Raw genomic sequence first — 20,791 nt, forward strand, 5'->3', positions numbered from 1 at the left:
CTTGACGCTTACAGCTTGGAGCTCGAATGAAATGAGTCACCAATCCGAATTGATCAGCGAGGATATCCTCGCCTACCTGGCTCAGCACGAGCGCAAAGAATTGCTGCGTTTCCTCACCTGCGGCAACGTCGATGACGGCAAGAGCACCCTGATCGGGCGCCTGCTGCACGATTCGAAGATGATCTACGAGGACCACCTCGAGGCCATCACCCGCGACTCGAAGAAGTCCGGCACCACCGGCGAGGAAGTCGATCTGGCGCTGCTGGTCGATGGCCTGCAGGCCGAGCGCGAGCAGGGCATCACCATCGATGTCGCCTACCGCTACTTCTCGACTGCCAAGCGCAAGTTCATCATCGCCGACACCCCCGGCCATGAGCAGTACACTCGCAACATGGCCACCGGTGCGTCCACCTGCGACCTGGCGATCATCCTGGTCGATGCCCGCTATGGCGTGCAGACCCAGACCCGCCGCCACAGCTATATCGCCTCGCTGCTGGGTATCAAGCACATCGTGGTCGCGGTCAACAAGATGGATCTCAAGGGCTTCGACGAGCAGGTCTTCGAGTCGATCAAGGCCGATTACCTGGCGTTCGCCGAAGCCATCGACCTGAAGCCGAGCAGCCTGCACTTCGTGCCCATGTCGGCGCTCAAGGGCGACAACGTGGTCAACCGCAGCGAGCGTTCGCCGTGGTACACCGGCCCTGCGCTGATGGAAATCCTCGAAACCGTGGAAGTGGCGGCCGACCGCAATGTCACCGACCTGCGTTTCCCGGTGCAGTACGTCAACCGTCCGAACCTGAACTTCCGTGGCTTCGCCGGCACCCTGGCCAGTGGCGTGGTGCACAAGGGCGACGAGATCGTGGTGCTGCCGTCGGGCAAGAGCAGCCGGGTCAAGTCCATCGTCACCTACGAAGGTGAGCTGGAGAACGCCGGGCCTGGCCAGGCCGTGACCCTGACCATGGAAGACGAGATCGACATCTCCCGTGGCGACTTGCTGGTGCATGCCGACAACGTGCCGCAGGTGGCCGACCAGTTCGACGCCATGCTGGTGTGGATGGCCGAGGAACCGATGCTGCCGGGCAAGAAGTACGACATCAAGCGCGCCACCAGCTATGTGCCGGGTTCGATCGCCAGCATCGCCCACAAAGTCGATGTGAACACGTTGGAGAAGGGCGCTGCCAGCGCGCTGCAACTGAACGAGATCGGCCGGGTCAAGGTATCGCTGGACGCTGCCATCGCCCTCGACGGCTACGACAGCAACCGCACCACCGGGGCGTTCATCGTCATCGACCGCCTGACCAACGGCACTGTCGGTGCCGGCATGATCATCGCCGAGCCTGTATTGCCACATGGCGGCGCCGGTCAGCACGGCAAGGCCGCGCATGTCTCGACCGAGGAGCGCGCCCTGCGCTTCGGCCAGCAGCCGGCGACCGTGCTGTTCAGCGGCTTGTCCGGCGCCGGTAAGAGCACCTTGGCCTACGCCGTGGAGCGCAAGCTGTTCGACATGGGCCGCGCGGTATACGTGCTCGACGGGCAGAACCTGCGCCATGACTTGAACAAGGGCTTACCGCAGGATCGCGCCGGGCGTACCGAGAACTGGCGCCGTGCCGCGCATGTGGCGCGCCAGTTCAACGAAGCCGGTCTGCTGACCCTGGCAGCGTTCGTCGCCCCGGATGCCGAAGGCCGTGAGCAGGCCAAGGCGTTGATCGGCAAGGAACGCCTGGTCACCGTCTACGTGCAGGCCTCGCCGCTGGTCTGCCGCGAGCGCGACCCGCAGGGGCTGTATGCTGCCGGTGGCGACAACATCCCGGGCGAGAGCTTCCCGTTCGATGTGCCGCTGGATGCGGATTTGGTGATCGATACCCAGGGCACCAGCGTCGAGGACGGCGTGAAGCAGGTGCTTGAGGTGCTGCGCCAGCGCGGCGCCCTCTAAGCGCTGCGTTAGGACGCGGACTCCAGGTTCCGCGCCAGTTGGGTGATTGGCCGACAGTCACGGGGTTGCGCAGCAGCCCGGTGCTGTCGGCCAAGTCTTTACTGAATCCATACGGGCGCCGATTCGACGCCCGAGCGCCTCACCTAAGTCGTACGCGCCCAAAGCGGCAGAACGTTGGCCGACGGTTGAGCGGGTTTATAACGGTCGCTCCGCCACCGGAATCACCCGCCGCTGCTTCACCGCCTTGTACGAAAAACTCGAGTAGATCTCCTTCACCCCCGGCAGCGTCTGCAGCACTTCGCGGGCGAATTCGCCGAACGATTCAAGGTCGTGGGCCAGGATTTCCAGCAGGAAGTCATAGCGTCCGGACACGTTGTGGCAGGCGACGATCTGCGGAATCGCCATCAGCCGTTGCTCGAACACTCGAGCGGCTTCCTTGTTATGCGACTCCATCATGATGCTGACGAAGGCCGTAACGCCGTAGCCCAGGGCTTTGGGTGACAACGTGGCCTGGTAGCCCGTGATGTAGCCGGCTTCTTCCAGCAGCTTGACCCGCCGCCAGCAGGGTGAGGTGGTCAGCGACACCTGGTCGGCGAGCTCGGCCACGGTCAGGCGAGCGTTGTTCTGCAGCGCGTTCAGAAGAGCGCGGTCGGTGCGGTCCAGAGGCGTTGGCATGTTATGCCCTTTGTTTGATCGATTAAGTGTTTCCATTCCAGGAATTCGTTCAGCGGCGTGACAGTTTGGAATAGTTTCGCCTGTCACCGGGCATAAGCTTAGAACAAACAACAACGAGGCCGATGACATGCGCGCCGCCAGCGACAAGCCAGGATTTTCCACCCGCGCCATTCACCAGGGTTACGACCCTCAGTCCCACGGCGGCGCCTTGGTGCCGCCGGTTTATCAAACTGCCACCTACGCCTTCGCGAGCGTCGAATATGGCGCGGCCTGTTTCGCCGGCGAACAGGCCGGGCACGTCTACAGCCGCATTTCCAACCCGACCCTGGCCTTGCTGGAGCAACGCATGGCCTCGCTGGAGGGTGCCGAGGCCGGGCTGGCGCTGGCCTCGGGTATGGGCGCCATCACCTCGACCCTGTGGACCTTGTTGCGCCCTGGCGATGAGCTGATCGTCGGCGAGACCCTCTATGGCTGCACCTTCGCGTTCCTGCACCACGGCATCGGCGAGTTCGGCGTGAAGATCCGTCACGTCGATTTGAACGACCTCGCCGCCTTCGAGGCGGCGATCACCCCGCAGACGCGCATGATCTATTTCGAGACCCCGGCGAACCCTAACATGCACCTGGTCGACATCCCCGCAGTGGTCGGCGTGGCCCGTCGGCATGAGCTACTGGTGACGGTCGACAACACCTACTGCACGCCTTATCTGCAACGGCCACTGGAGTTGGGGGCGGACTTGGTGGTGCACTCGGCCACCAAGTACCTCAGCGGTCACGGCGATCTCACCGCCGGGCTGGTGTTGGGGCGCCAGGCACTGATCGAGCGCATTCGCCTGCAAGGCCTGAAGGACATGACTGGCGCGGTGCTCTCGGCGCAGGACGCTGCATTGCTGATGCGCGGCCTCAAGACCCTGGCGCTGCGCATGGAACGTCACTGCAGCAACGCGTTGCGCGTCGCGCAGTTCCTCGAGCGCCAGGCGCAGGTCGAGGTGATTCGCTACCCTGGCCTGTCGAGTTTTCCCCAGTTCGGTCTGGCGCAGCGACAGATGCGCCTGCCCGGCGGCATGATCGCGTTCGAACTCAAGGGCGGGCAGCAGGCCGGGCGACGGTTCATGAACGCGCTGCAGGTGTTCAGCCGGGCCGTGAGCCTGGGCGATGCCGAGTCGCTGGCCCAGCATCCGGCGAGCATGACCCATTCCAGCTATACCGCCCAGGAGCGGGCCGAACACGGCATTTCCGAAGGGCTGGTGCGGCTGTCGGTAGGGCTTGAGGACATCGAAGACTTGCTGGCCGACCTGGGTCAGGCGTTACGGGCGAGTGTCTGAAACGCCGTTCCTCACCTTCGTCGAGACCTGAAAAAGGCCGCTGCAAGCGGCCTGGTTCAAGTTTCAGCGCTTCAGGCCGTAGCTCTCGTCCAGCATACCGGGCGAATTCGGGGCTTTCGGCGCGTAGTCCAGCGGCACCTCGGCAGAGTCCTTCGGTGGCGTGAGGCGATCACGCGGGCCGTGGGCGGCATCGGGGTGCAGCGAGGCCAGTAGGCGTTGACGCGTCAGTTCGTCCAGGGCCAGGCGATTGGCGCCGTCGGCCAGATGTTCCTGCACGTCCTGGTAGCTTTGGGTGAGTTTACGCACCAGCGAAGCGGTGCTGTTGAAGTGGGTGACCACTTCGTTCTGGTAATTGTCGAAACGCTGCTGGATATCGTCCAACTGGCGTTGCGTGCTGCTGGGAGCCGCATTGGGAAGCAGGCGGGCCAGGGCGAAACCGACGACGACACCAACGACCAGTGCCACGGTCGGCAGCAACCAAACAAGGAGCGAGTGTTCCACGAGTCCTTCCTCTATAAACGGCTTTGCTTTACGTTAACGGCTCAGACCTGCGCTGTATACCGCGAGCGATCGCAAATCAGAACAGAATTCCCCTCCTAGACGAATCGACCTTTGCCAAGGTCACGGAGTAGTGCCTTGCTTGTCCGCGAAACCCCCTTGTTCATCGATGGCCCCTGCGGTCCTCTGGAGGCGCTGTACCTGGATGTGGCCGACGCCCGTGGCGCGGTGCTTATCTGCCACCCCAACCCAGTCCAGGGTGGCACCATGCTCAACAAGGTGGTCTCGACCCTGCAACGTACCGCCCGTGACGCCGGCTACGTCACCTTGCGCTTCAACTACCGGGGCGTCGGCCAGAGCGCTGGCAGCCACGACATGGGCGCCGGCGAAGTGGCCGATGCCGAAGCGGCAGCGGCCTGGCTGCGCGAGCGCCATCCTGGCCTGCCGCTAGTGCTGATGGGGTTCTCCTTCGGTGGCTTCGTCGCGGCCAGCCTGGCCGGTCGCCTGGAGGCGGCTGGCGTGGAGTTGGCGCACCTGTTCATGGTCGCCCCGGCGGTGATGCGCCTGACCGAGCAGTTCCCGTTGGCGCAGCGCTGCACGCTGACGGTGATCCAGCCTGACACCGACGAGGTGGTCGAGCCTCGGTTGGTCTATGAATGGTCCGACGCGCTGACGCGCCCCCATGAGCTGCTGAAAGTGGCAGAATGCGGACACTTCTTCCATGGCAAGCTGACCGATCTGAAGGATCTGCTGCTGCCGCGTCTTTCGAACTGAGCCAAGCCTGAACAAGCGATCTCCCATGACCACGCGCATTCTCACAGGTATCACCACCACCGGCACCCCGCACCTGGGCAACTACGCCGGCGCCATCCGCCCGGCGATCCTTGCCAGCCAGCAGCCCGGTGCCGACTCGTTCTATTTCCTGGCCGACTACCACGCCCTGATCAAGTGTGACGATCCACTCCGCATCCAGCGCTCGCGCCTGGAAATCGCCGCCACCTGGCTGGCCGGCGGCCTGGATCCGAACAAGGTCACCTTCTACCGCCAGTCCGACATCCCGGAAATTCCCGAGCTCACCTGGCTGCTGACCTGCGTTGCCGCCAAGGGCCTGCTCAACCGCGCCCACGCCTACAAGGCGTCGGTGGACAAGAACCTGGAAGCCGGCGAAGACCCGGACGCCGGTGTGTCGATGGGCCTGTACAGCTACCCCGTACTGATGGCCGCCGACATCCTCATGTTCAACGCGCACAAGGTCCCGGTCGGCCGTGACCAGATCCAGCACGTGGAAATGGCCCGCGACATCGGCCAGCGTTTCAACCACCTGTTCGGCCAGGGCAAGGAGTTCTTCGTGATGCCCGAGGCGCTGATCGAGGAAAGCGTGGCCACGCTGCCGGGCCTGGACGGGCGCAAGATGTCCAAGAGCTACGACAACACCATCCCGTTGTTCACCAGCGCCAAGGACATGAAGGACGCCATCTCGCGGATCGTCACCGATTCGCGCGCCCCGGGCGAGGCCAAGGATCCGGACAACGCGCACCTGTTCACCCTGTACCAGGCCTTCGCCAGCGTGGACCAGGCAGGCGAGTTCCGCGAAGAGCTGCTGCAAGGCCTGGGCTGGGGCGAAGCGAAACAGCGTCTGTTCCAGCTGCTCGATGGCCAACTGGCCGAGAAGCGCGAGCACTATCATCAGCTCATCGCGCGCCCCGCCGATCTCGAAGACATCCTCCTGGCGGGCGCTGCCAAAGCCCGCAAGATCGCCACGCCGTTCCTCGAGCAACTTCGCGAATCGGTCGGCCTGCGTTCGTTCCGCAGCAGCGTTCAGGCCAGTGCCGAAGGCAAGAAAAAGGCGGTCAAAAGTGCGCGCTTCGTTAGCTTCCGCGACGAAGACGGCAGCTTCCGCTTCCGCCTGCTGGCCGCCGACGGTGAGCAGTTGCTGCTGTCCAAGCGCTTCGCCGACGGCAAGAGCGCGGGTGCGGTGAGCAAGCAACTGCAGCAGGGCGGCGACGCTGATGTGCGGGTCGAGGGCCTGGGCTTCTCGCTGTGGCTGGCGGACGAGCAGGTGGCCGAAGGGCCGCAGGCGGTCGATGAGCAGGGTCGCGATGCTGCTGTACAACGTCTGCGCGAGGCGCTTGCGCCACAGGCCGACTGAGTCATTCCCGATCGGGTCAACCTGACCGGGTCATTCCGACCGAGTCAACCTGACCGGGTCAACCTGACCGGATCAATCCGCCGCAACGCTAATTGCCATTATGCGGGCCGCTCGCTACAGTGACGGCCCGTTTTTTGTTGCCTCGCTAACGAAATCATGACGCCCCTAGAACGATACCAAGCAGATCTCAAACGCCCCGACTTCTTCCATGACGCGGCGCAGGAAACGGCGGTGCGTCATTTGCAGCGCCTGTACGACGACCTGATCGCCGCGCAGAACAACAAGCCAGGTATGCTCGGCAAGCTGTTCGGCAAGAAGGAGCAGACGCCGGTCAAAGGCCTGTATTTCTGGGGCGGGGTAGGGCGGGGCAAGACCTACCTGGTCGATACCTTCTTCGAGGCGCTGCCGTTCAAGGAGAAGATGCGTACCCACTTCCACCGCTTCATGAAGCGCGTGCACGAGGAAATGAAGACCCTCAAGGGTGAGAAGAATCCGCTGACGATCATCGCCAAGCGCTTCTCCCAGGAAGCGCGGGTCATCTGCTTCGATGAGTTCTTCGTCTCCGATATCACCGATGCCATGATTCTCGGCACCTTGATGGAAGAGTTGTTCAAGAACGGCGTGTCGTTGGTGGCCACCTCCAACATCGTACCGGACGGCCTGTACAAGGATGGCCTGCAGCGCGCGCGCTTCCTGCCGGCCATCGCCATGATCAAGCAGTACACCGAGGTGGTGAACGTCGACAGTGGCGTGGACTATCGCTTGCGTCACCTGGAGCAGGCCGAGCTGTTCCATTTCCCGCTCAATGAGGCCGCCGAGCAGAGCATGCGCGCCAGCTTCAAGGCGCTGACGCCGGAGTGCACCCAGGCCGTCGAGAACGATGTGCTGGTGATCGAGAACCGTGAGATCCATGCCTTGCGCACCTGCGACGATGTCGCCTGGTTCGACTTCCGCGCGCTGTGCGACGGCCCGCGCAGCCAGAACGACTACATCGAGTTGGGCAAGATCTTCCACGCCGTGCTGCTGAGCAACGTCGAGCAGATGGGCGTCACCACCGACGACATCGCCCGGCGTTTCATCAACATGGTCGACGAGTTCTACGACCGCAACGTCAAGCTGATCATCTCGGCCGAAGTCGAGCTCAAAGACCTCTACACCGGCGGTCGCCTGAGCTTCGAATTCCAGCGCACCCTCAGCCGCCTGCTGGAAATGCAGTCCCACGAATTCCTGTCGCGCGCGCACAAGCCCTAGCGGACAGCGGCAAGCGACAAGCTTCAAGTTGCAAGCTGCAAGAAAAAGCCAGAGCAGAATGCGATCCGCTCTGGCTTTTTCTTGTAGCTTGAAGCTCACAGCTTGCCGCTGCAGGAGGCCTAGGCCTCCTGCATGAATTGCTGGCGATACTGGTTGGGGGACAGTTCAGTGTGCTGGCGGAAGAGACGGGCGAAGAAGCTGGCGTCGTCGTAGCCGACTTCGTAACTGATGGTCTTGATGCTCTTGCGGGTGCTGGAGAGCAGGCCCTTGGCCGTTTCGATGCGCAGGCGCTGCAGGTAGTGCAGCGGTTTGTCGCCAGTGGCGCCCTGGAAGCGGCGCATGAAGTTGCGAATGCTCATGCCATGATTGCGCGCCACGTCCTCGAAGCGGAACTTGTCGGCGAAGTGCTCCTCCAGCCAGTGCTGGACCTGCAGGATGATCAGGTCCTGGTGCAGCTTCTGGCCACCAAAGCCCATGCGTCCTGGGGTGTAGTTGCGCTGCACCTCGTAGAGGATGTCGCGGGCCACGGCGCGCGCCACGTTCGCTCCGCAGAAACGCTCGATCAGGTAGATGTACAGATCGCAGGCCGAGGTGGTGCCCCCTGCGCAGTACAGGTTGTCGGCGTCGGTCAGGTGCTTGTCCTGGTTCAGGCGAATGTTCGGGAAACGCTCGGCGAAGCTGTTGAAGAAGCGCCAGTAGGTGGTCGCCTCCTTGCCGTCGAGCAGCCCGGATTCGGCGAGCCAGAGCACGCCACTGGCTTCGCCGCAGAGCACGGCGCCGCGGGCGTGCTGCTCGCGCAGCCAGGGCAGCACTTGGGGATAGCGGGCGAGCAGGATGTCGAAGTCTTCCCAGAAGGCCGGAAGGATGATCACGTCGGCGTCACCCAGTGCCCCGTCCACGGGCAACTGAACATCACTGAAGCTGTTGACGGGCTGGCCGTCGGGGCTTACCAGGTGAATCTCGAACATCGACTGCAGGCCCAGGCCCAGCTGTTTGCTGTAGCGCAGGCTGGCCAGGTGGAAGAAGTCCTTGGCCTGCATCAGTGTCGATGCGAAGACTTTATCGATTGCCAGGATGCTGACGCGCCGCAATGACGCGGAGGGTTGGGTAAACATCATCGTCGTTGTTCTTATAGGGGAAAGTGGTCAATCACCGGCTGGATCGTCTTATGTTTTCCGGTTGGCTGCAAGCTTTAAGCGGCAAGCGGCAAGCGGCAAGCGGCAAGCGGCAAGCGACAAGCGACAAGCTGCAAGATGAAAGCGATAGTCCACGCACCCACGTCCTGCTTTTTCTTGCAGCTTGCAGCTTGCCGCTTGCGGCTTGCAGCTTGCAGCTTCCTCAAGGGGCAGGGTTGGGTTGCTGCTGGTGCAGGGCTTCGATCGCTGCCAGGAGTTCGTCGCTCAACACCAGATCGGCGCTGGCGAGGTTGCTTTGCAGTTGCTTCAGGTCAGTGGCGCCGATGATGTTGCTGGTGACGAAAGGCTGTCCGGTGACGAAGGCCAGGGCCATCTGTGCGGGGTCCAGGCCGTGCTCGCGGGCCAGTTGCACGTAGCGGCTGCAGGCGGCCACGGTCTGCGGGTTGGAGTAGCGGGCGAAGCGGCTAAAGAGGGTCAGGCGGGCGTTCTCGGGGCGGGCGCCCTCCTCGTACTTGCCCGTCAGCATGCCGAAAGCCAGCGGCGAGTAGGCCAGCAGGCCGCATTGCTCGCGGATCGCCACTTCCGCCAGGCCCACCTCGAAGCTGCGGTTTAGCAGGTTGTAGGGGTTCTGGATCGATACCGCACGTGGCCAACCGCGGGTCTCGGCCAGGTGCAGGAACTTCAGGGTGCCCCAGGGCGTTTCGTTGGACAGGCCGATATGGCGGATCTTGCCGGCGCGCACCTGTTCGTCGAGCACCTCCAGGGTTTCCTCCAGCGGGGTGAACAGGTCATTGGGCTGGTGCTGGTAGCCCAGCTTACCGAAGAAGTTGGTGGAGCGCTCTGGCCAATGCAATTGGTAGAGGTCGATGCGATCGGTCCGCAGGCGTTCGAGGCTGGCATCCAGCGCCGCGACGATGTGCTGGCGGTTGTGCTTGAGCTGGCCGTCGCGGATATGGCTGATGCCGTTGCCAGGACCGGCCACCTTGCTGGCGAGGATCCAGTCGTCACGGTCGCCGTTGGCGCGGAACCAGTTACCGATGATGCGCTCGGTGGCGGCGTAGGTTTCCGGGCGCGGCGGCACCGGATACATCTCGGCGGTGTCGATGAAGTTGATGCCGGCGGCCTTGGCCAGGCCGATCTGGGCGAAGGCCTCGTCCTGGACGTTCTGCTCGCCCCAGGTCATGGTGCCCAGGCACAGGGCGCTGACGTCGATGTCGGTACGGCCGAGCTTGCGGTAATGCATGGGGAAGGCTCTCTGCAGTTGAAATAAGCCATCAAAGCAGGTTGATATTCTCAGCGCAATCTGGATAATGACGACCCTCTCCGTGTGGCGGAAGTGATGCACCACCATGCAGGAGGAACCTTTGTCGAACATTGGACGCGCCGACCCGAGCCCCCACTTAGCGCCCAATGCGAGGCTGCGCGCTTGCCCTTGGCAAGCTGTGCACTATCCAGTAAGATTCGCCGTCTATTTTTCGCTGGGCGGCCTCTGAGGCTTTAGAGAATGAAAACTTTTACTGCTAAACCGGAAACAGTAAAGCGCGACTGGTACGTAGTTGACGCCGCTGGTCAGACCCTGGGTCGTCTGGCTACCGAAATCGCTCGTCGCCTGCGTGGCAAGCACAAGGCAGAGTACACCCCTCACGTTGACACCGGCGACTACATCGTCGTCATCAACGCCGAGCAGGTTCGTGTCACTGGTGCCAAGTCTTCGGACAAGATGTACTACTCCCACTCCGGCTTCCCGGGCGGCATCAAGGAAATCAGCTTCGAGAAGCTGATCGACAAGGCCCCTGAGCGTGTCATCGAGACCGCGGTCAAAGGCATGCTGCCGAAGAACCCGCTGGGTCGCGACATGTACCGCAAGCTGAAAGTGTACGCGGGTGCTGCTCACCCTCACACTGCTCAGCAGCCTCAAGAACTGAAGATCTAACGGGATAGTTCATTATGTCGGCGACTCAAAATTACGGCACTGGCCGTCGCAAGACCGCAACCGCTCGCGTTTTCCTGCGTCCGGGCACTGGTAACATCTCCATCAACAACCGTCCTCTGGACACCTTCTTCGGTCGCGAAACCGCTCGCATGGTTGTTCGCCAGCCGCTGGAGCTGACCGAGAGCACCCAGAAGTTCGACATCTACGTCACCGTCGCCGGTGGTGGTGTCAGCGGTCAAGCCGGTGCGATCCGCCACGGTATCACCCGCGCTCTGATGGAATACGACGAAACCCTGCGTGGCGCGCTGCGTCGTGCTGGCTACGTCACCCGCGACGCTCGTGAAGTCGAGCGTAAGAAAGTGGGTCTGCGTAAAGCGCGTAAGCGTCCTCAGTACTCCAAGCGTTAATACCGCTTCGGCAGTCGAAAAAAGCCCGGTTCTTTGGAACCGGGCTTTTTTTATGTCTGCCATTTCTCCCCAGCGGATTCGCAGGCGCTTGCCACATAGACGTAGATCAAGCAAAGCGCGGGTTGTGTCCTCGGCAGCGCTAATCACCTTGTCAGTGTGTGGACTTGTTTCCTACCATGGCGACCAATTTTTAGCGCCACAGACATTACTAATAGACGCCTGTTGCGACGGGCGAGAAGAAAGCTGATGGGAGAGGATTGAATGAGCAATGACGGCGTCAACGCAGGCCGGCGCCGCTTCCTCGTAGCTGCCACATCCGTGGTGGGGGCTGCAGGGGCGGTCGGGGCTGCGGTACCGTTCGTGGGGTCATGGTTCCCAAGCGCCAAGGCCAAGGCGGCTGGGGCACCTGTGAAGGTCAATATCGCCAAGATCGAGCCAGGGCAGCAGATGGTCGCTGAATGGCGTGGGCAACCGGTGTTCATCGTGCGGCGAACGCCGGAGATCCTCGGGAATCTGCAAAAGCTTACCGGCGAGCTCTCCGACCCGCAGTCCAAGGACTCGGTGCAGCCGACCTACGTCGATCCGCAGGTCCGGTCGATCAAGCCGGAAATCCTCATCCTCGTCGGGCTGTGCACGCACCTGGGCTGCTCGCCCACCTTCCGTCCGGAAGTGGCGCCAGCCGACCTTGGTCCGAAGTGGGTGGGCGGCTATTTCTGCCCTTGCCACGGTTCGCACTACGACCTCGCTGGTCGCGTGTACAAGTCGCAGCCGGCGCCGCTCAATCTGCCCGTGCCGCCGCATTCGTACGAGTCTGACGACATCATCGTCATCGGCGTCGATCAGGAGAACGCATGATGAGCAAGTTCATGGACTGGGTGGATGCGCGCTTCCCCGCCACCAAGATGTGGGAAGAGCACCTGAGCAAGTACTACGCGCCCAAGAATTTCAACTTCCTGTACTTTTTCGGCTCCCTGGCGCTGTTGGTGCTGGTCAACCAGATCGTCACCGGCGTTTGGCTGACCATGAGCTTCACGCCCTCGGCTGAAGAGGCCTTCGCCTCGGTCGAGTACATCATGCGCGACGTCGAGTACGGCTGGATCCTGCGCTACCTGCACTCTACCGGCGCTTCGGCGTTCTTCATCGTGGTGTACCTGCACATGTTCCGTGGGTTGCTCTACGGTTCGTACCAGAAGCCGCGCGAGCTGGTGTGGCTGTTCGGCATGCTGATCTACCTGGCGCTGATGGCCGAGGCCTTCATGGGGTACCTGCTGCCCTGGGGCCAGATGTCCTACTGGGGTGCCCAGGTGATCATCTCGCTGTTCGGTGCCATTCCGGTGATCGGTGACGATCTCACGCAGTGGATCCGCGGTGACTACCTGATCTCCGGCATCACGCTGAACCGCTTCTTTGCCCTGCATGTGGTGGCCCTGCCGATCGTCATTCTCGGCCTGGTGGTGCTGCACATCCTGGCGCTGCACGAAGTGGGTTCGAACAACCCTGACGGCATCGACATCAAGAAGCACAAGGACGAAAACGGCATCCCGCTCGACGGCATTCCGTTCCACCCGTACTACACCGTCAAAGACATCGTCGGGGTAGTGGTCTTCCTCTTCGTATTCTGTTCCGTAGTGTTCTTCTTCCCGGAAATGGGTGGCTACTTCCTGGAAAAACCGAACTTCGAGCAGGCCAACGCCTTCAAGACGCCTGAGCACATCGCCCCGGTATGGTACTTCACGCCGTTCTACGCCATCTTGCGCGCGGTTCCTGACAAGCTCTTCGGTGTCATCGCCATGGGCGCGGCGATCGCGGTGCTCTTCGTGCTGCCCTGGCTCGACCGCAGTCCAGTGCGCTCGATGCGCTACAAGGGCTGGCTGAGCAAGCTGTTCCTGTTGGTGTTCTGCGTGGCCTTCATCATCCTCGGCATCCTCGGCGTGCTGGCGCCAACGCCCGGGCGAACCCTGCTGTCGCAGATCTGCACCGTGCTGTATTTCGCCTACTTCGTGCTGATGCCCTTCTACACGAGGCTCGAGAAGACCAAACCGGTTCCGGAAAGGGTGACTGGCTGATGAAAAAGTTGATTGCAGTACTTTGCCTGGCATTGATGCCTGGCCTGTCGTTCGCTGCTGAGCATGGCGTTGAGCTGGATAAGGTCGATATCGACTTGGCTGACAAGGCCGCGATGCAGGATGGCGCTCGGACCTTCGCCAACTATTGCATGGGTTGTCATAGCGCCAAGTTCCAGCGTTATGAGCGAGTCGCCGACGACCTCGGTATCCCGCATGAGGTAATGCTGGAAAACCTGGTGTTCACGGGCGCCAAGATCGGCGACCACATGAAGATCGGCATGCGTCCCGATGACGCCAAGACCTGGTTCGGCGCGGCGCCGCCGGACTTGACGCTGGTCGCCCGGGTCCGCGGCAACGATTGGCTGTACAGCTACCTGCGCAGCTTCTACCAGGACCCGTCGCGCCCCTACGGTGTGAACAACAAGGTCTTCCCCAACGTCGGCATGCCCAACGTGCTGGTGGGCCTGCAGGGCAATCAGGTGATCGGCTGCAAGCAGATCCAGACCGTGGTCGATGGCAAGAAGCAGTTCGACCCGCTGACCGGCGCTCCGCTGACCCATGAAGCCTGCGATCAGCTGACCGTGGAGCCGAAATCCGGTACCCTGACGGCCGAGCAGTTCGACGAGAAGGTCAAGAACCTGGTGACCTTCCTGGCCTATTCGGCCAACCCGGTCAAACTGGAGAGTCAGCGCATCGGCACTTATGTCCTGCTGTACCTGGCTTTCTTCTTCGTGTTCGCCTACTTGCTCAAGCGCGAATACTGGAAGGACGTGCACTGATCACGCAGTAGTTGCTGGTAGTTGAACGCGCCCTGGGGCGCTGCCATGCGAATGCACGGCAGCCCTCCAGGGCGCGTTTGCATTTGCAGTTTCACACGCATACCCCCGCGAGGAGCCGCTACATGGGCGCAACCAACAGGTTAGCCTGCTATTCCGACCCCGCCGACCACTATTCCCATCGTGTGCGCCTGGTGCTCGCCGAGAAGGGCGTCAATGCGCAGATCGTCGACGTCGTCGCCGATCGGCTGCCGCCCAAGCTGGTCGAAGTGAACCCCTACGGCAGCGTGCCGACCCTGGTCGATCGCGACCTGGCCTTGTACGAGCCGACCGTGGTGATGGAATACCTCGAAGAGCGTTACCCCCATCCGCCGCTGATGCCGGTGTATCCGGTGGCGCGTGGCAACAGTCGGCTGCTGATGCACCGCATCCAGCGTGACTGGTGTGCGCTGGCCGATCTCATTCTCGATGCGCGGACCGGCGAAACCTCGCGCAGCGAGGCGCGCAAGTCGCTGCGTGAGAGCCTGACCGGCGTCTCGCCGCTGTTCGGCGAGTTCGCCTGCTTCATGAGCGAGGAGCAAAGCCTGGTCGATTGCTGTCTACTGCCCATCCTCTGGCGTTTGCCGGTACTGGGTATCGAACTGCCGCGGCAAGCCAAGCCGCTGCTGGATTACATGGAGCGACAGTTCGCCCGCGAGCCTTTCCAGGCGAGCCTGTCCGCTACCGAACGTGAAATGCGCAAGCTTTAAGGAGCCGTTGATGAACTCCAGTCGCCCCTATCTGGTTAGAGCACTGTACGAGTGGATCGTCGACAACGATTGCACGCCCCACATGCTGGTCAATGCTGAGTATCCAGCGGTCCAGGTCCCGCAAGGCTTTGCCAGCGATGGTCAGATCGTGCTGAATATCTCGCCCAGCGCCGTGCGCAACCTGCACATGGACAACGATGCGGTGAGTTTCGAGGGGCGTTTCGGTGGCGTGGCCCATTCGCTCTACGTGCCGAGCGCCGCGATTCTGGGCATCTATGCACGCGAGAACGGCCAGGGCATGGTCTTCGAGCTGGAGCCTGCGCTGATGGAGGATGAGGCGCTCGAGGAAGACGATAGCGTCCAGCCCGATGACGACGGTCCACCGGAAGGTGGAGGTCAGCCACCGCGACCCAGCGGTCGACCAAGCTTGAAGGTGGTCAAGTAACAAAAAAGGCGATCCGGAAGGATCGCCTTTTTGCTTTCAAGCCCGGATTACAGGTCTTTGATGGTGCGGACCTGATCCTTGTTGATGCGGGTCGGCTTGCCATCGAGCTGCTTGAACTCGTAGAAGCCCGAATCGTCATCGAACTTGGGTTTGTCGAGGGTCTGCAGCTCGCGGCCGTCGTTGAGGGTGATCACGCTCGGGGTGGAGCAACCTGCCAGGGCAGCGAAACCGGCGATGGCGATGAGGGACAGCAAAGACTTCTTCATGGCTTTTCCTGAATGGTCAGAAACGAGACGAATTCATGTGCGCGATGGCGCGAGCATCGGTACTGCCGCGCCTGGATGTCAGTCGATGTACTCGAACAGCTTGACGATCTTCTGCACACCCGACACACCTTGTACCACATTGGTGGCCGCATTGGCTTGTTGCTGGGTCACCAGACCCAGGAGATAGACGATGCCATTTTCGGTGATCACCTTGATGCGTGAGCTGGAGACGTTGGGATCGCCGAGCATCTGGGTCTTGATCTTGGTGGTCAGCCAGGCATCGTTATTGCGTGCCAGGATCGACGAAGGCTGCATCACCTGCAGCTCGTTGTGTACCTTCTTGACGCGCTGCACCTGGCTGGCGGTCTGCTCAGCGAGGCTCTTGAGGTCAGCGCGCGGCACTTGGCCGGCGAGCAGGACGATGCCGTTATAGCTGCTGACCACCACGTGCGAGCCGTTGTCCAGGTCAGGACTGGCCTTGGCCACGTTGACCGAGACCTTGGTCTCGATCAGCGAGTCGTCGATCTTGCTGCCGAGGGTGCGGGTGCTGCGGTCATCCTCGATAGGCGAATTGCGGGTCTCGTTCAGCACCGAGCTGCAGCCGGTGATGCCGAGGCACAGGGTCAGGGCCATCAGGCCGAGGCGCTTGGGGATCATTCTTCACTCCCGAACAGTTGGCTGTCGATCAGATCGCACAGGCAGTGGATCGCCAGCAGGTGGACTTCCTGGATACGCGCAGTGACCGTGGCCGGAACGCGGATTTCCACGTCCTCGGGCAGCAGCAGCGAGGCCATGCCGCCGCCGTCACGTCCGGTCAATGCTACGACAATCATTTCACGATCATGTGCCGCCTGGATCGCCTGGATCACGTTGGCGGAGTTGCCGCTGGTGGAAATGGCCAGCAGCACGTCGCCGGGTTGACCCAGGGCGCGAATCTGTTTGGAGAACACCTCGTTGTAGCTGTAGTCGTTGGCGATCGAGGTCAGGGTCGAGCTATCGGTGGTCAGGGCGATGGCCGGTAAGCTCGGCCGTTCGCGCTCGAAGCGGTTGAGCAGTTCCGAGGAAAAATGCTGGGCATCGCCTGCCGAGCCGCCGTTGCCGCAGGCGAGCATCTTGCCCTCGTTGAGCAGGGCATTGACCATGACCAGGCTGGCCTGCTCGATGTAGGGTGCCAGGATGTCCATTGCCTGTTGCTTGGTATCGATGCTGGCCTGAAACAGCCGGCGGATTCGGGATTGCATGTCCATCTGGTGTGACCTTAAGTGCGGCGGAGGCCTGCGCGACGCGCAACAGGGGCCGGCCCGCGAAACATAGAGCAAAGAAATCGGAATGGGTTCAGCATTCGAAGGCGTTTTTCAGCCATTGAAGCGGCCGACCTGCGTGGTGGCTGCCCTGCAGGGCGACGACGTCGAAGCGGCAGGGGCGATGGGCCCAGCGCGACTCCTTCTGCAGGAACTCGGTGGCGGCCAGCGCCAGGCGTTTCTGCTTGCGCCCGTCGATACTCTCCAGGGCGCCGCCGAAGCCCGCATGCAAACGGTAGCGGACTTCGACGAATACTACTGTATCGGCGTCGAGCATGACCAGATCAAGCTCGCCTCCCTTGCATCGCCAGTTGCGCGTCAGCAGCTGCAGGCCATGACCCTGAAGAAAGGCCAGGGCCTGGCATTCCGCAGCAAGCCCGGCGCTGGCGGGCGATGCGTGGTGCATCAGCGTGGCGTGTCCGGCAGGCGTTTGACTTGGCCACCTGCGAATTCTGCCCACGGCAGTTGGCGTTCGACACGCTGGTTGGCGTTGATGCTCAAGCTGCCGGACAGGCCTTGCATGCGGTTATCGGGCAGGGCCTTGAGCTGACCCAGGCGTGGCGCCAGGCTGTAGGCGTCAACACCCATGGCGTACAAGCGTCCGAGGCTGCCACCGGCTTGCGGCCACTGTTGCACTACCTGCTGGCGCAGGCTGTTGCCGGTGTCCAGCAGCCATGGCGTTTCGCAGAAGCGGATGCCGTTCATGTCGTTGTACTGGTTCACATCGCCGCTGGCACTGTACAGGTTGGACGTGGCATAGACCGGCACGTCGCCAGCGTATTGGAAGTTGAGCGTGGGCTTGATCTGCTGCGCTTGTTGTGGCGTAGCGGCGAGGAAGATGAAGTCGATGTCCTGGCGGCGCGACGGTTGGGCTGCAATGTTGCCGCCCACGGCGCTCTGCAGGCTCTTGGCGCGACCTTCGCTCTGGCGCAGTTGGAACAGGTCGGCAATTTGCTGAGCCAGGGCCACGGGCTGGGCGATGCGCTCGGCAGCGAGCAAAATGCCGCCGTTGCTTTCCCAGTCCTGGCGGAAGGCTGCCAGCACACGGTCACCCCATTCGCCGCTCGGCACCAGGGCCACGGCGCGCACCAGACCATCTGCGTGGGCTCGACGCGCCACTTCTCGGGCTTCGTCTTCGGCAGCGAGACCGAACTGGAACAGTTGTGGCGAGGATTTCTGCCCAGCTTCGGCGTAGTTCAGTGCCAAAGTGGTGATGGGCAATTGCGGGTAATCGGCAAGTTTCTTGACCAGCGGCTTTTCCAGAGGTCCGATGACCAACTGCACGCCTGCGGCCTGGGCCTGGCGGTAGAAATCATCCAGCGAGGTGAGGCGCGAGCTGTCGAACACCTGCACGGCCGGAGCTGGCTGACCGGACTGCTGTGCCTGGAAGTGGGCGGCCATGAAGCCGTCGCGCAGGGCGCGGGCCACGCCTGCCAGAGGGCCTTCCTGGGGCAGCAGCAGGGCGATCTTGGTCAGCGGTTGGCTGGCCAGTTGCTTGAGCTTGACCAAGGCTTCAGGCAGTTGCTTGGCGGCGGCGTGGTCGGGATGCTGCTGACGCCAGGCGTCGATGGCCGCCTGCTGTTGTTCCAGGGTGCCGGCACTCTTGACAGCCAGGGCCAGGCTGGTCCAGCCGGCCAGGGTCGCGTCGGCGCTCGGCTGCTGCAGTTGTTCGGCAGGCAGCGAGGCGACCAGCGACCAGATGGCGTCGTTGTTCTTCGCCGCCGGTTCGCCGCTGAGCAGTGGCGCCAGCAGGACGCGCTGTTGGGCGGCGGCCAGGGCCTGACCGTCGGCTTCCAAGGCAGCGGCATGCACGCTGTAAGTACGCACTTGCTGTGGCTCGGGCAGTTCGCCGACATGTTGCAGGCTTGGGTGCGCCAGGGCAGTGAGGGCAGCCTTGGGCTGGTTGCGACTCATCGCCAGTTCGGCAGCGAGGGTGCTGGCGAAGATTTGCTGGGCAGGCTTGAGGCCCTCCAGTGGCACCTGTTCGAGGATGCGCGCGGCGCGCGGGAAGTCCTTCTGCCGGTAGGCCATGTCGGCCGCGCTCAGGCGCAGCAGGGCGGCGTCTTCGGCGGACTTGCTCGACGCGGCCTTCTCGAGCAACTGCTCGATGCTGGCGTCCGGGGTGCGCGGCAACTCGCCCAGGCTGGATGAGGGCGAGCTGGCGCAGGCTGCCAGCAGGGCAGCGAGACAGAAGGCTGAGAGCAGCCGCAGGCAAGCGATCATGTAAGGATCCTGTTACTCGATCAAGGAGGTGGGCGATTGTACCCAAGCACTGGCCGGGGCGCGATGTCGCTGACGGTGAAGCTTCACTATAGGTCGCTTGTCGCGGTCCGAGTTCGAAGTTGTTTGCGCGCTGTTGCAAGTGCTCGGGCTACAATGGCGCCTTTGATCGGCAAGACAGGTGCACGCAGTGACGGATGTTGCAGGGGTTTCACAATCGACCGCCGGGACGCTTTACGTCGTGGCCACGCCCATCGGCAACCTCGATGACATGAGCGCCCGGGCGCTCAAGGTGCTGGCCGGTGCGGCGTTGATCGCCGCTGAGGATACCCGCCATTCGGTACGCCTGCTGCAGCATTTCGGCATTGATACTCCCCTGGCCGCCTGCCATGAGCACAACGAGCGCGACGAGGGCAGCCGCTTCATCGCGCGACTGCTGGCAGGCGATGATGTGGCGCTGGTGTCCGACGCCGGCACGCCGTTGATTTCCGATCCTGGCTACCATTTGGTGCGTCAGGCGCGCGCTGCCGGTATCAAGGTGGTGCCGGTGCCGGGCGCCTGTGCCCTGATCGCTGCGCTCTCGGCGGCCGGCCTGCCCTCGGACCGTTTCATTTTCGAAGGCTTCCTGCCAGCCAAGTCGGCCGGACGTCGCGCTCGCCTCGAGCAGGTCCGGGAGGAGCCGCGTACGCTGATCTTCTACGAAGCGCCGCACCGGATTCTTGAATGCCTGGAGGACATGCAGGCGGTGTTCGGCGATGAGCGTCCGGCATTGCTGGCGCGCGAGCTCACCAAAACGTTCGAGACGCTCAAGGGCTTGCCGCTTTGCGAGCTGCGCGAGTTCGTCGCCGCCGATTCCAACCAGCAGCGCGGCGAGTGCGTCGTGCTGGTGGCAGGCTGGACGGCGCCTCAGGACGAGCAGGCCATCAGTCGCGAAGCCCAGCGCGTATTGGACCTGCTATTGGCAGAGTTGCCGCTCAAGCGCGCAGCAGCGTTGGCGGCTGAAATTACAGGCGTGCGTAAGAATCTTCTTTATCAGGCGGCATTGGATAAACAAAAAAGCCAGTAGTGGCTTAATGATATTATTTAAGTGAAGGCTTGTTCTTGCGCCCGCCTGCCGTTACCCTTGCCGGCGGAGAGTCGATCAGACAGTCGCTGCCTGCTTTTGTTCCGCAAAAGTAGGGGGAGGAAAGTCCGGGCTCCGCAGGGCAGAGTGCCAGGTAACCCCTGGGAGGCGTGAGCCTACGGAAAGTGCCACAGAAAACAACCGCCTAAGCACTTCGGTGCCGGTAAGGGTGAAAAGGTGCGGTAAGAGCGCACCGCACGACTGGCAACAGTTCGTGGCTAGGTAAACCCCACTCGGAGCAAGACCAAATAGGGTTCCTTATGGCGTGGCCCGCGTCGGAACCGGGTAGGTTGCTAGAGGCGTCCAGTGATGGCCGTCGTAGAGGAATGACTGTCCTCGACAAAACCCGGCTTACAGATCGACTCTCCACCTTCCCCTTTCTCTGCTGCAATCGATAGCAGATCCCCTGTGGTAATGCCGAAAAGTTCTTACTCTTAATAAATCACTTTAACTTCACACTCTATCCATTTGAGTGCACGTGATTTTTTCCGTCAATTTTGTCTCCCGGTAGTCTTTCCCCCTTCCTTTGTTGCGCTAAA

At 62.2% G+C, this 20,791-nt stretch carries 22 protein-coding genes and 1 other RNA gene; 14 read left to right on the forward strand and 9 right to left on the reverse strand.

What is annotated here, in order from left to right; translation table 11 throughout:
- The first annotated feature begins 31 nt into the window (after nucleotides 1–31).
- Nucleotides 32–1,933 (forward strand): sulfate adenylyltransferase subunit CysN, encoded by a 1,902-nt coding sequence (gene cysN / locus ACK2SD_RS05505; RefSeq protein ID WP_295487469.1) that lies wholly within the window; start codon nucleotides 32–34, stop codon nucleotides 1,931–1,933.
- Between the two features lie 195 nt (nucleotides 1,934–2,128).
- Here the strand turns inward: cysN and ACK2SD_RS05510 are convergent, their stop codons facing one another.
- Complete coding sequence (locus ACK2SD_RS05510; protein ID WP_412461573.1) at nucleotides 2,129–2,608, reverse strand: Lrp/AsnC family transcriptional regulator; 480 nt, start codon at nucleotides 2,606–2,608, stop codon at nucleotides 2,129–2,131.
- A 127-nt stretch (nucleotides 2,609–2,735) separates the two neighbouring features.
- On the opposite strand from ACK2SD_RS05510, the gene ACK2SD_RS05515 reads away from it, so the two are divergent.
- A complete protein-coding gene (locus ACK2SD_RS05515) occupies nucleotides 2,736–3,932 on the forward strand; it encodes a methionine gamma-lyase (protein WP_412461574.1) in 1,197 nt (398 codons plus the stop codon).
- A gap of 63 nt (nucleotides 3,933–3,995) precedes the next feature.
- On the opposite strand, the gene ACK2SD_RS05520 is transcribed toward ACK2SD_RS05515, so the two are convergent.
- Complete coding sequence (locus ACK2SD_RS05520; RefSeq protein ID WP_029612124.1) at nucleotides 3,996–4,433, reverse strand: YhcB family protein; 438 nt, start codon at nucleotides 4,431–4,433, stop codon at nucleotides 3,996–3,998.
- Between the two features lie 135 nt (nucleotides 4,434–4,568).
- Between ACK2SD_RS05520 and ACK2SD_RS05525 the strand changes: the two genes are divergently transcribed.
- The 3 genes from ACK2SD_RS05525 to zapE all read left to right on the forward strand — a co-directional run bounded on the left by ACK2SD_RS05525 (nucleotide 4,569) and on the right by zapE (nucleotide 7,830).
- The gene (locus tag ACK2SD_RS05525) at nucleotides 4,569–5,204 is read left to right on the forward strand and encodes an alpha/beta fold hydrolase (RefSeq protein ID WP_029612125.1); all 636 of its coding nucleotides are present in this window, start codon (nucleotides 4,569–4,571) and stop codon (nucleotides 5,202–5,204) included.
- Nucleotides 5,205–5,229: 25 nt separating this feature from the next.
- The gene (locus ACK2SD_RS05530) at nucleotides 5,230–6,579 is read left to right on the forward strand and encodes a tryptophan--tRNA ligase (protein WP_412461575.1); all 1,350 of its coding nucleotides are present in this window, start codon (nucleotides 5,230–5,232) and stop codon (nucleotides 6,577–6,579) included.
- Nucleotides 6,580–6,735: 156 nt separating this feature from the next.
- Nucleotides 6,736–7,830 carry a cell division protein ZapE gene (gene zapE, locus ACK2SD_RS05535; RefSeq protein ID WP_029612127.1) on the forward strand — a complete coding sequence of 365 codons (1,095 nt, stop codon included), beginning with the start codon at nucleotides 6,736–6,738 and terminating at the stop codon, nucleotides 7,828–7,830.
- A 119-nt stretch (nucleotides 7,831–7,949) separates the two neighbouring features.
- On the opposite strand, the gene ACK2SD_RS05540 is transcribed toward zapE, so the two are convergent.
- Together ACK2SD_RS05540 and ACK2SD_RS05545 are read right to left on the reverse strand one after the other, a co-directional pair.
- Nucleotides 7,950–8,846, reverse strand: coding sequence for a GlxA family transcriptional regulator (locus ACK2SD_RS05540; RefSeq protein ID WP_162889598.1), 897 nt, complete (start codon nucleotides 8,844–8,846; stop codon nucleotides 7,950–7,952).
- Between the two features lie 322 nt (nucleotides 8,847–9,168).
- Complete coding sequence (locus ACK2SD_RS05545; protein WP_412461576.1) at nucleotides 9,169–10,209, reverse strand: NADP(H)-dependent aldo-keto reductase; 1,041 nt, start codon at nucleotides 10,207–10,209, stop codon at nucleotides 9,169–9,171.
- A gap of 261 nt (nucleotides 10,210–10,470) precedes the next feature.
- Between ACK2SD_RS05545 and rplM the strand changes: the two genes are divergently transcribed.
- From rplM to ACK2SD_RS05580, 7 genes are all read left to right on the forward strand, one after another.
- The gene (rplM, locus tag ACK2SD_RS05550; RefSeq protein ID WP_029612130.1) at nucleotides 10,471–10,899 is read left to right on the forward strand and encodes a 50S ribosomal protein L13; all 429 of its coding nucleotides are present in this window, start codon (nucleotides 10,471–10,473) and stop codon (nucleotides 10,897–10,899) included.
- A gap of 14 nt (nucleotides 10,900–10,913) precedes the next feature.
- Entirely contained in the window at nucleotides 10,914–11,306 is a 393-nt protein-coding gene (gene rpsI, locus ACK2SD_RS05555; protein ID WP_029612131.1) for a 30S ribosomal protein S9, read from the forward strand.
- 261 nt (nucleotides 11,307–11,567) lie between these two features.
- On the forward strand, nucleotides 11,568–12,161 hold the full coding sequence (gene petA, locus ACK2SD_RS05560; protein ID WP_412461577.1) for a ubiquinol-cytochrome c reductase iron-sulfur subunit: 594 nt from the start codon (nucleotides 11,568–11,570) through the stop codon (nucleotides 12,159–12,161).
- Nucleotides 12,161–13,372, forward strand: a complete 1,212-nt coding sequence (locus ACK2SD_RS05565) for a cytochrome b (RefSeq protein WP_029612133.1) — start codon at nucleotides 12,161–12,163, stop codon at nucleotides 13,370–13,372. The genes petA and ACK2SD_RS05565 overlap by 1 nt, the downstream gene beginning before the upstream one ends.
- On the forward strand, nucleotides 13,372–14,151 hold the full coding sequence (locus tag ACK2SD_RS05570; RefSeq protein ID WP_039579871.1) for a cytochrome c1: 780 nt from the start codon (nucleotides 13,372–13,374) through the stop codon (nucleotides 14,149–14,151). Before ACK2SD_RS05565 ends, ACK2SD_RS05570 begins: the two co-directional genes overlap by 1 nt.
- Nucleotides 14,152–14,273: 122 nt before the next feature.
- Nucleotides 14,274–14,897 (forward strand): glutathione S-transferase N-terminal domain-containing protein, encoded by a 624-nt coding sequence (locus ACK2SD_RS05575; protein ID WP_029612134.1) that lies wholly within the window; start codon nucleotides 14,274–14,276, stop codon nucleotides 14,895–14,897.
- Nucleotides 14,898–14,907: 10 nt separating this feature from the next.
- Nucleotides 14,908–15,342: a ClpXP protease specificity-enhancing factor gene (locus ACK2SD_RS05580; protein ID WP_029612135.1), complete on the forward strand. Its 435-nt coding sequence runs from the start codon at nucleotides 14,908–14,910 to the stop codon at nucleotides 15,340–15,342.
- A gap of 47 nt (nucleotides 15,343–15,389) precedes the next feature.
- Here ACK2SD_RS05580 and ACK2SD_RS05585 read toward each other — a convergent pair whose 3' ends face one another.
- The 5 genes from ACK2SD_RS05585 to ACK2SD_RS05605 form a co-directional block, all read right to left on the reverse strand.
- Nucleotides 15,390–15,608 carry a YgdI/YgdR family lipoprotein gene (locus tag ACK2SD_RS05585; RefSeq protein WP_029612136.1) on the reverse strand — a complete coding sequence of 73 codons (219 nt, stop codon included), beginning with the start codon at nucleotides 15,606–15,608 and terminating at the stop codon, nucleotides 15,390–15,392.
- A gap of 78 nt (nucleotides 15,609–15,686) precedes the next feature.
- Nucleotides 15,687–16,265 carry a BON domain-containing protein gene (locus ACK2SD_RS05590; RefSeq protein WP_039579865.1) on the reverse strand — a complete coding sequence of 193 codons (579 nt, stop codon included), beginning with the start codon at nucleotides 16,263–16,265 and terminating at the stop codon, nucleotides 15,687–15,689.
- Entirely contained in the window at nucleotides 16,262–16,855 is a 594-nt protein-coding gene (locus ACK2SD_RS05595) for a phosphoheptose isomerase (RefSeq protein WP_029612137.1), read from the reverse strand. Before ACK2SD_RS05595 ends, ACK2SD_RS05590 begins: the two co-directional genes overlap by 4 nt.
- Nucleotides 16,856–16,943: 88 nt before the next feature.
- On the reverse strand, nucleotides 16,944–17,315 hold the full coding sequence (locus tag ACK2SD_RS05600) for a YraN family protein (RefSeq protein ID WP_029612138.1): 372 nt from the start codon (nucleotides 17,313–17,315) through the stop codon (nucleotides 16,944–16,946).
- The gene (locus ACK2SD_RS05605) at nucleotides 17,315–19,132 is read right to left on the reverse strand and encodes a penicillin-binding protein activator (protein WP_412461578.1); all 1,818 of its coding nucleotides are present in this window, start codon (nucleotides 19,130–19,132) and stop codon (nucleotides 17,315–17,317) included. The genes ACK2SD_RS05600 and ACK2SD_RS05605 overlap by 1 nt, the downstream gene beginning before the upstream one ends.
- Nucleotides 19,133–19,400: 268 nt before the next feature.
- Here ACK2SD_RS05605 and rsmI point away from each other — a divergent pair, with 268 nt between their 5' ends.
- Together rsmI and rnpB are read left to right on the forward strand one after the other, a co-directional pair.
- Nucleotides 19,401–20,195 carry a 16S rRNA (cytidine(1402)-2'-O)-methyltransferase gene (gene rsmI / locus ACK2SD_RS05610; protein WP_412462271.1) on the forward strand — a complete coding sequence of 265 codons (795 nt, stop codon included), beginning with the start codon at nucleotides 19,401–19,403 and terminating at the stop codon, nucleotides 20,193–20,195.
- Nucleotides 20,196–20,262: 67 nt separating this feature from the next.
- Nucleotides 20,263–20,622: RNase P RNA component class A (rnpB, locus tag ACK2SD_RS05615), an RNA gene on the forward strand.
- Nucleotides 20,623–20,791: the final 169 nt, after the last annotated feature.

Source organism: Pseudomonas sp. SC11 (assembly GCF_047039205.1).
GTDB classification, from domain to species: Bacteria; Pseudomonadota; Gammaproteobacteria; order Pseudomonadales; family Pseudomonadaceae; genus Aquipseudomonas; species Aquipseudomonas boreofloridensis.

Coding starts and splice junctions, on each gene's coding strand:
- cysN (WP_295487469.1), top strand. CDS start 32: ATGAGTCACCAATCCGAATTGATCAGCGAGGATATCCTCGCCTACCTG.
- ACK2SD_RS05510 (WP_412461573.1), bottom strand. CDS start 2,608: ATGCCAACGCCTCTGGACCGCACCGACCGCGCTCTTCTGAACGCGCTG.
- ACK2SD_RS05515 (WP_412461574.1), top strand. CDS start 2,736: ATGCGCGCCGCCAGCGACAAGCCAGGATTTTCCACCCGCGCCATTCAC.
- ACK2SD_RS05530 (WP_412461575.1), top strand. CDS start 5,230: ATGACCACGCGCATTCTCACAGGTATCACCACCACCGGCACCCCGCAC.
- zapE (WP_029612127.1), top strand. CDS start 6,736: ATGACGCCCCTAGAACGATACCAAGCAGATCTCAAACGCCCCGACTTC.
- ACK2SD_RS05545 (WP_412461576.1), bottom strand. CDS start 10,209: ATGCATTACCGCAAGCTCGGCCGTACCGACATCGACGTCAGCGCCCTG.
- rplM (WP_029612130.1), top strand. CDS start 10,471: ATGAAAACTTTTACTGCTAAACCGGAAACAGTAAAGCGCGACTGGTAC.
- rpsI (WP_029612131.1), top strand. CDS start 10,914: ATGTCGGCGACTCAAAATTACGGCACTGGCCGTCGCAAGACCGCAACC.
- petA (WP_412461577.1), top strand. CDS start 11,568: ATGAGCAATGACGGCGTCAACGCAGGCCGGCGCCGCTTCCTCGTAGCT.
- ACK2SD_RS05565 (WP_029612133.1), top strand. CDS start 12,161: ATGAGCAAGTTCATGGACTGGGTGGATGCGCGCTTCCCCGCCACCAAG.
- ACK2SD_RS05570 (WP_039579871.1), top strand. CDS start 13,372: ATGAAAAAGTTGATTGCAGTACTTTGCCTGGCATTGATGCCTGGCCTG.
- ACK2SD_RS05575 (WP_029612134.1), top strand. CDS start 14,274: ATGGGCGCAACCAACAGGTTAGCCTGCTATTCCGACCCCGCCGACCAC.
- ACK2SD_RS05580 (WP_029612135.1), top strand. CDS start 14,908: ATGAACTCCAGTCGCCCCTATCTGGTTAGAGCACTGTACGAGTGGATC.
- ACK2SD_RS05585 (WP_029612136.1), bottom strand. CDS start 15,608: ATGAAGAAGTCTTTGCTGTCCCTCATCGCCATCGCCGGTTTCGCTGCC.
- ACK2SD_RS05590 (WP_039579865.1), bottom strand. CDS start 16,265: ATGATCCCCAAGCGCCTCGGCCTGATGGCCCTGACCCTGTGCCTCGGC.
- ACK2SD_RS05595 (WP_029612137.1), bottom strand. CDS start 16,855: ATGGACATGCAATCCCGAATCCGCCGGCTGTTTCAGGCCAGCATCGAT.
- ACK2SD_RS05600 (WP_029612138.1), bottom strand. CDS start 17,315: ATGCACCACGCATCGCCCGCCAGCGCCGGGCTTGCTGCGGAATGCCAG.
- ACK2SD_RS05605 (WP_412461578.1), bottom strand. CDS start 19,132: ATGATCGCTTGCCTGCGGCTGCTCTCAGCCTTCTGTCTCGCTGCCCTG.
- rsmI (WP_412462271.1), top strand. CDS start 19,401: ATGAGCGCCCGGGCGCTCAAGGTGCTGGCCGGTGCGGCGTTGATCGCC.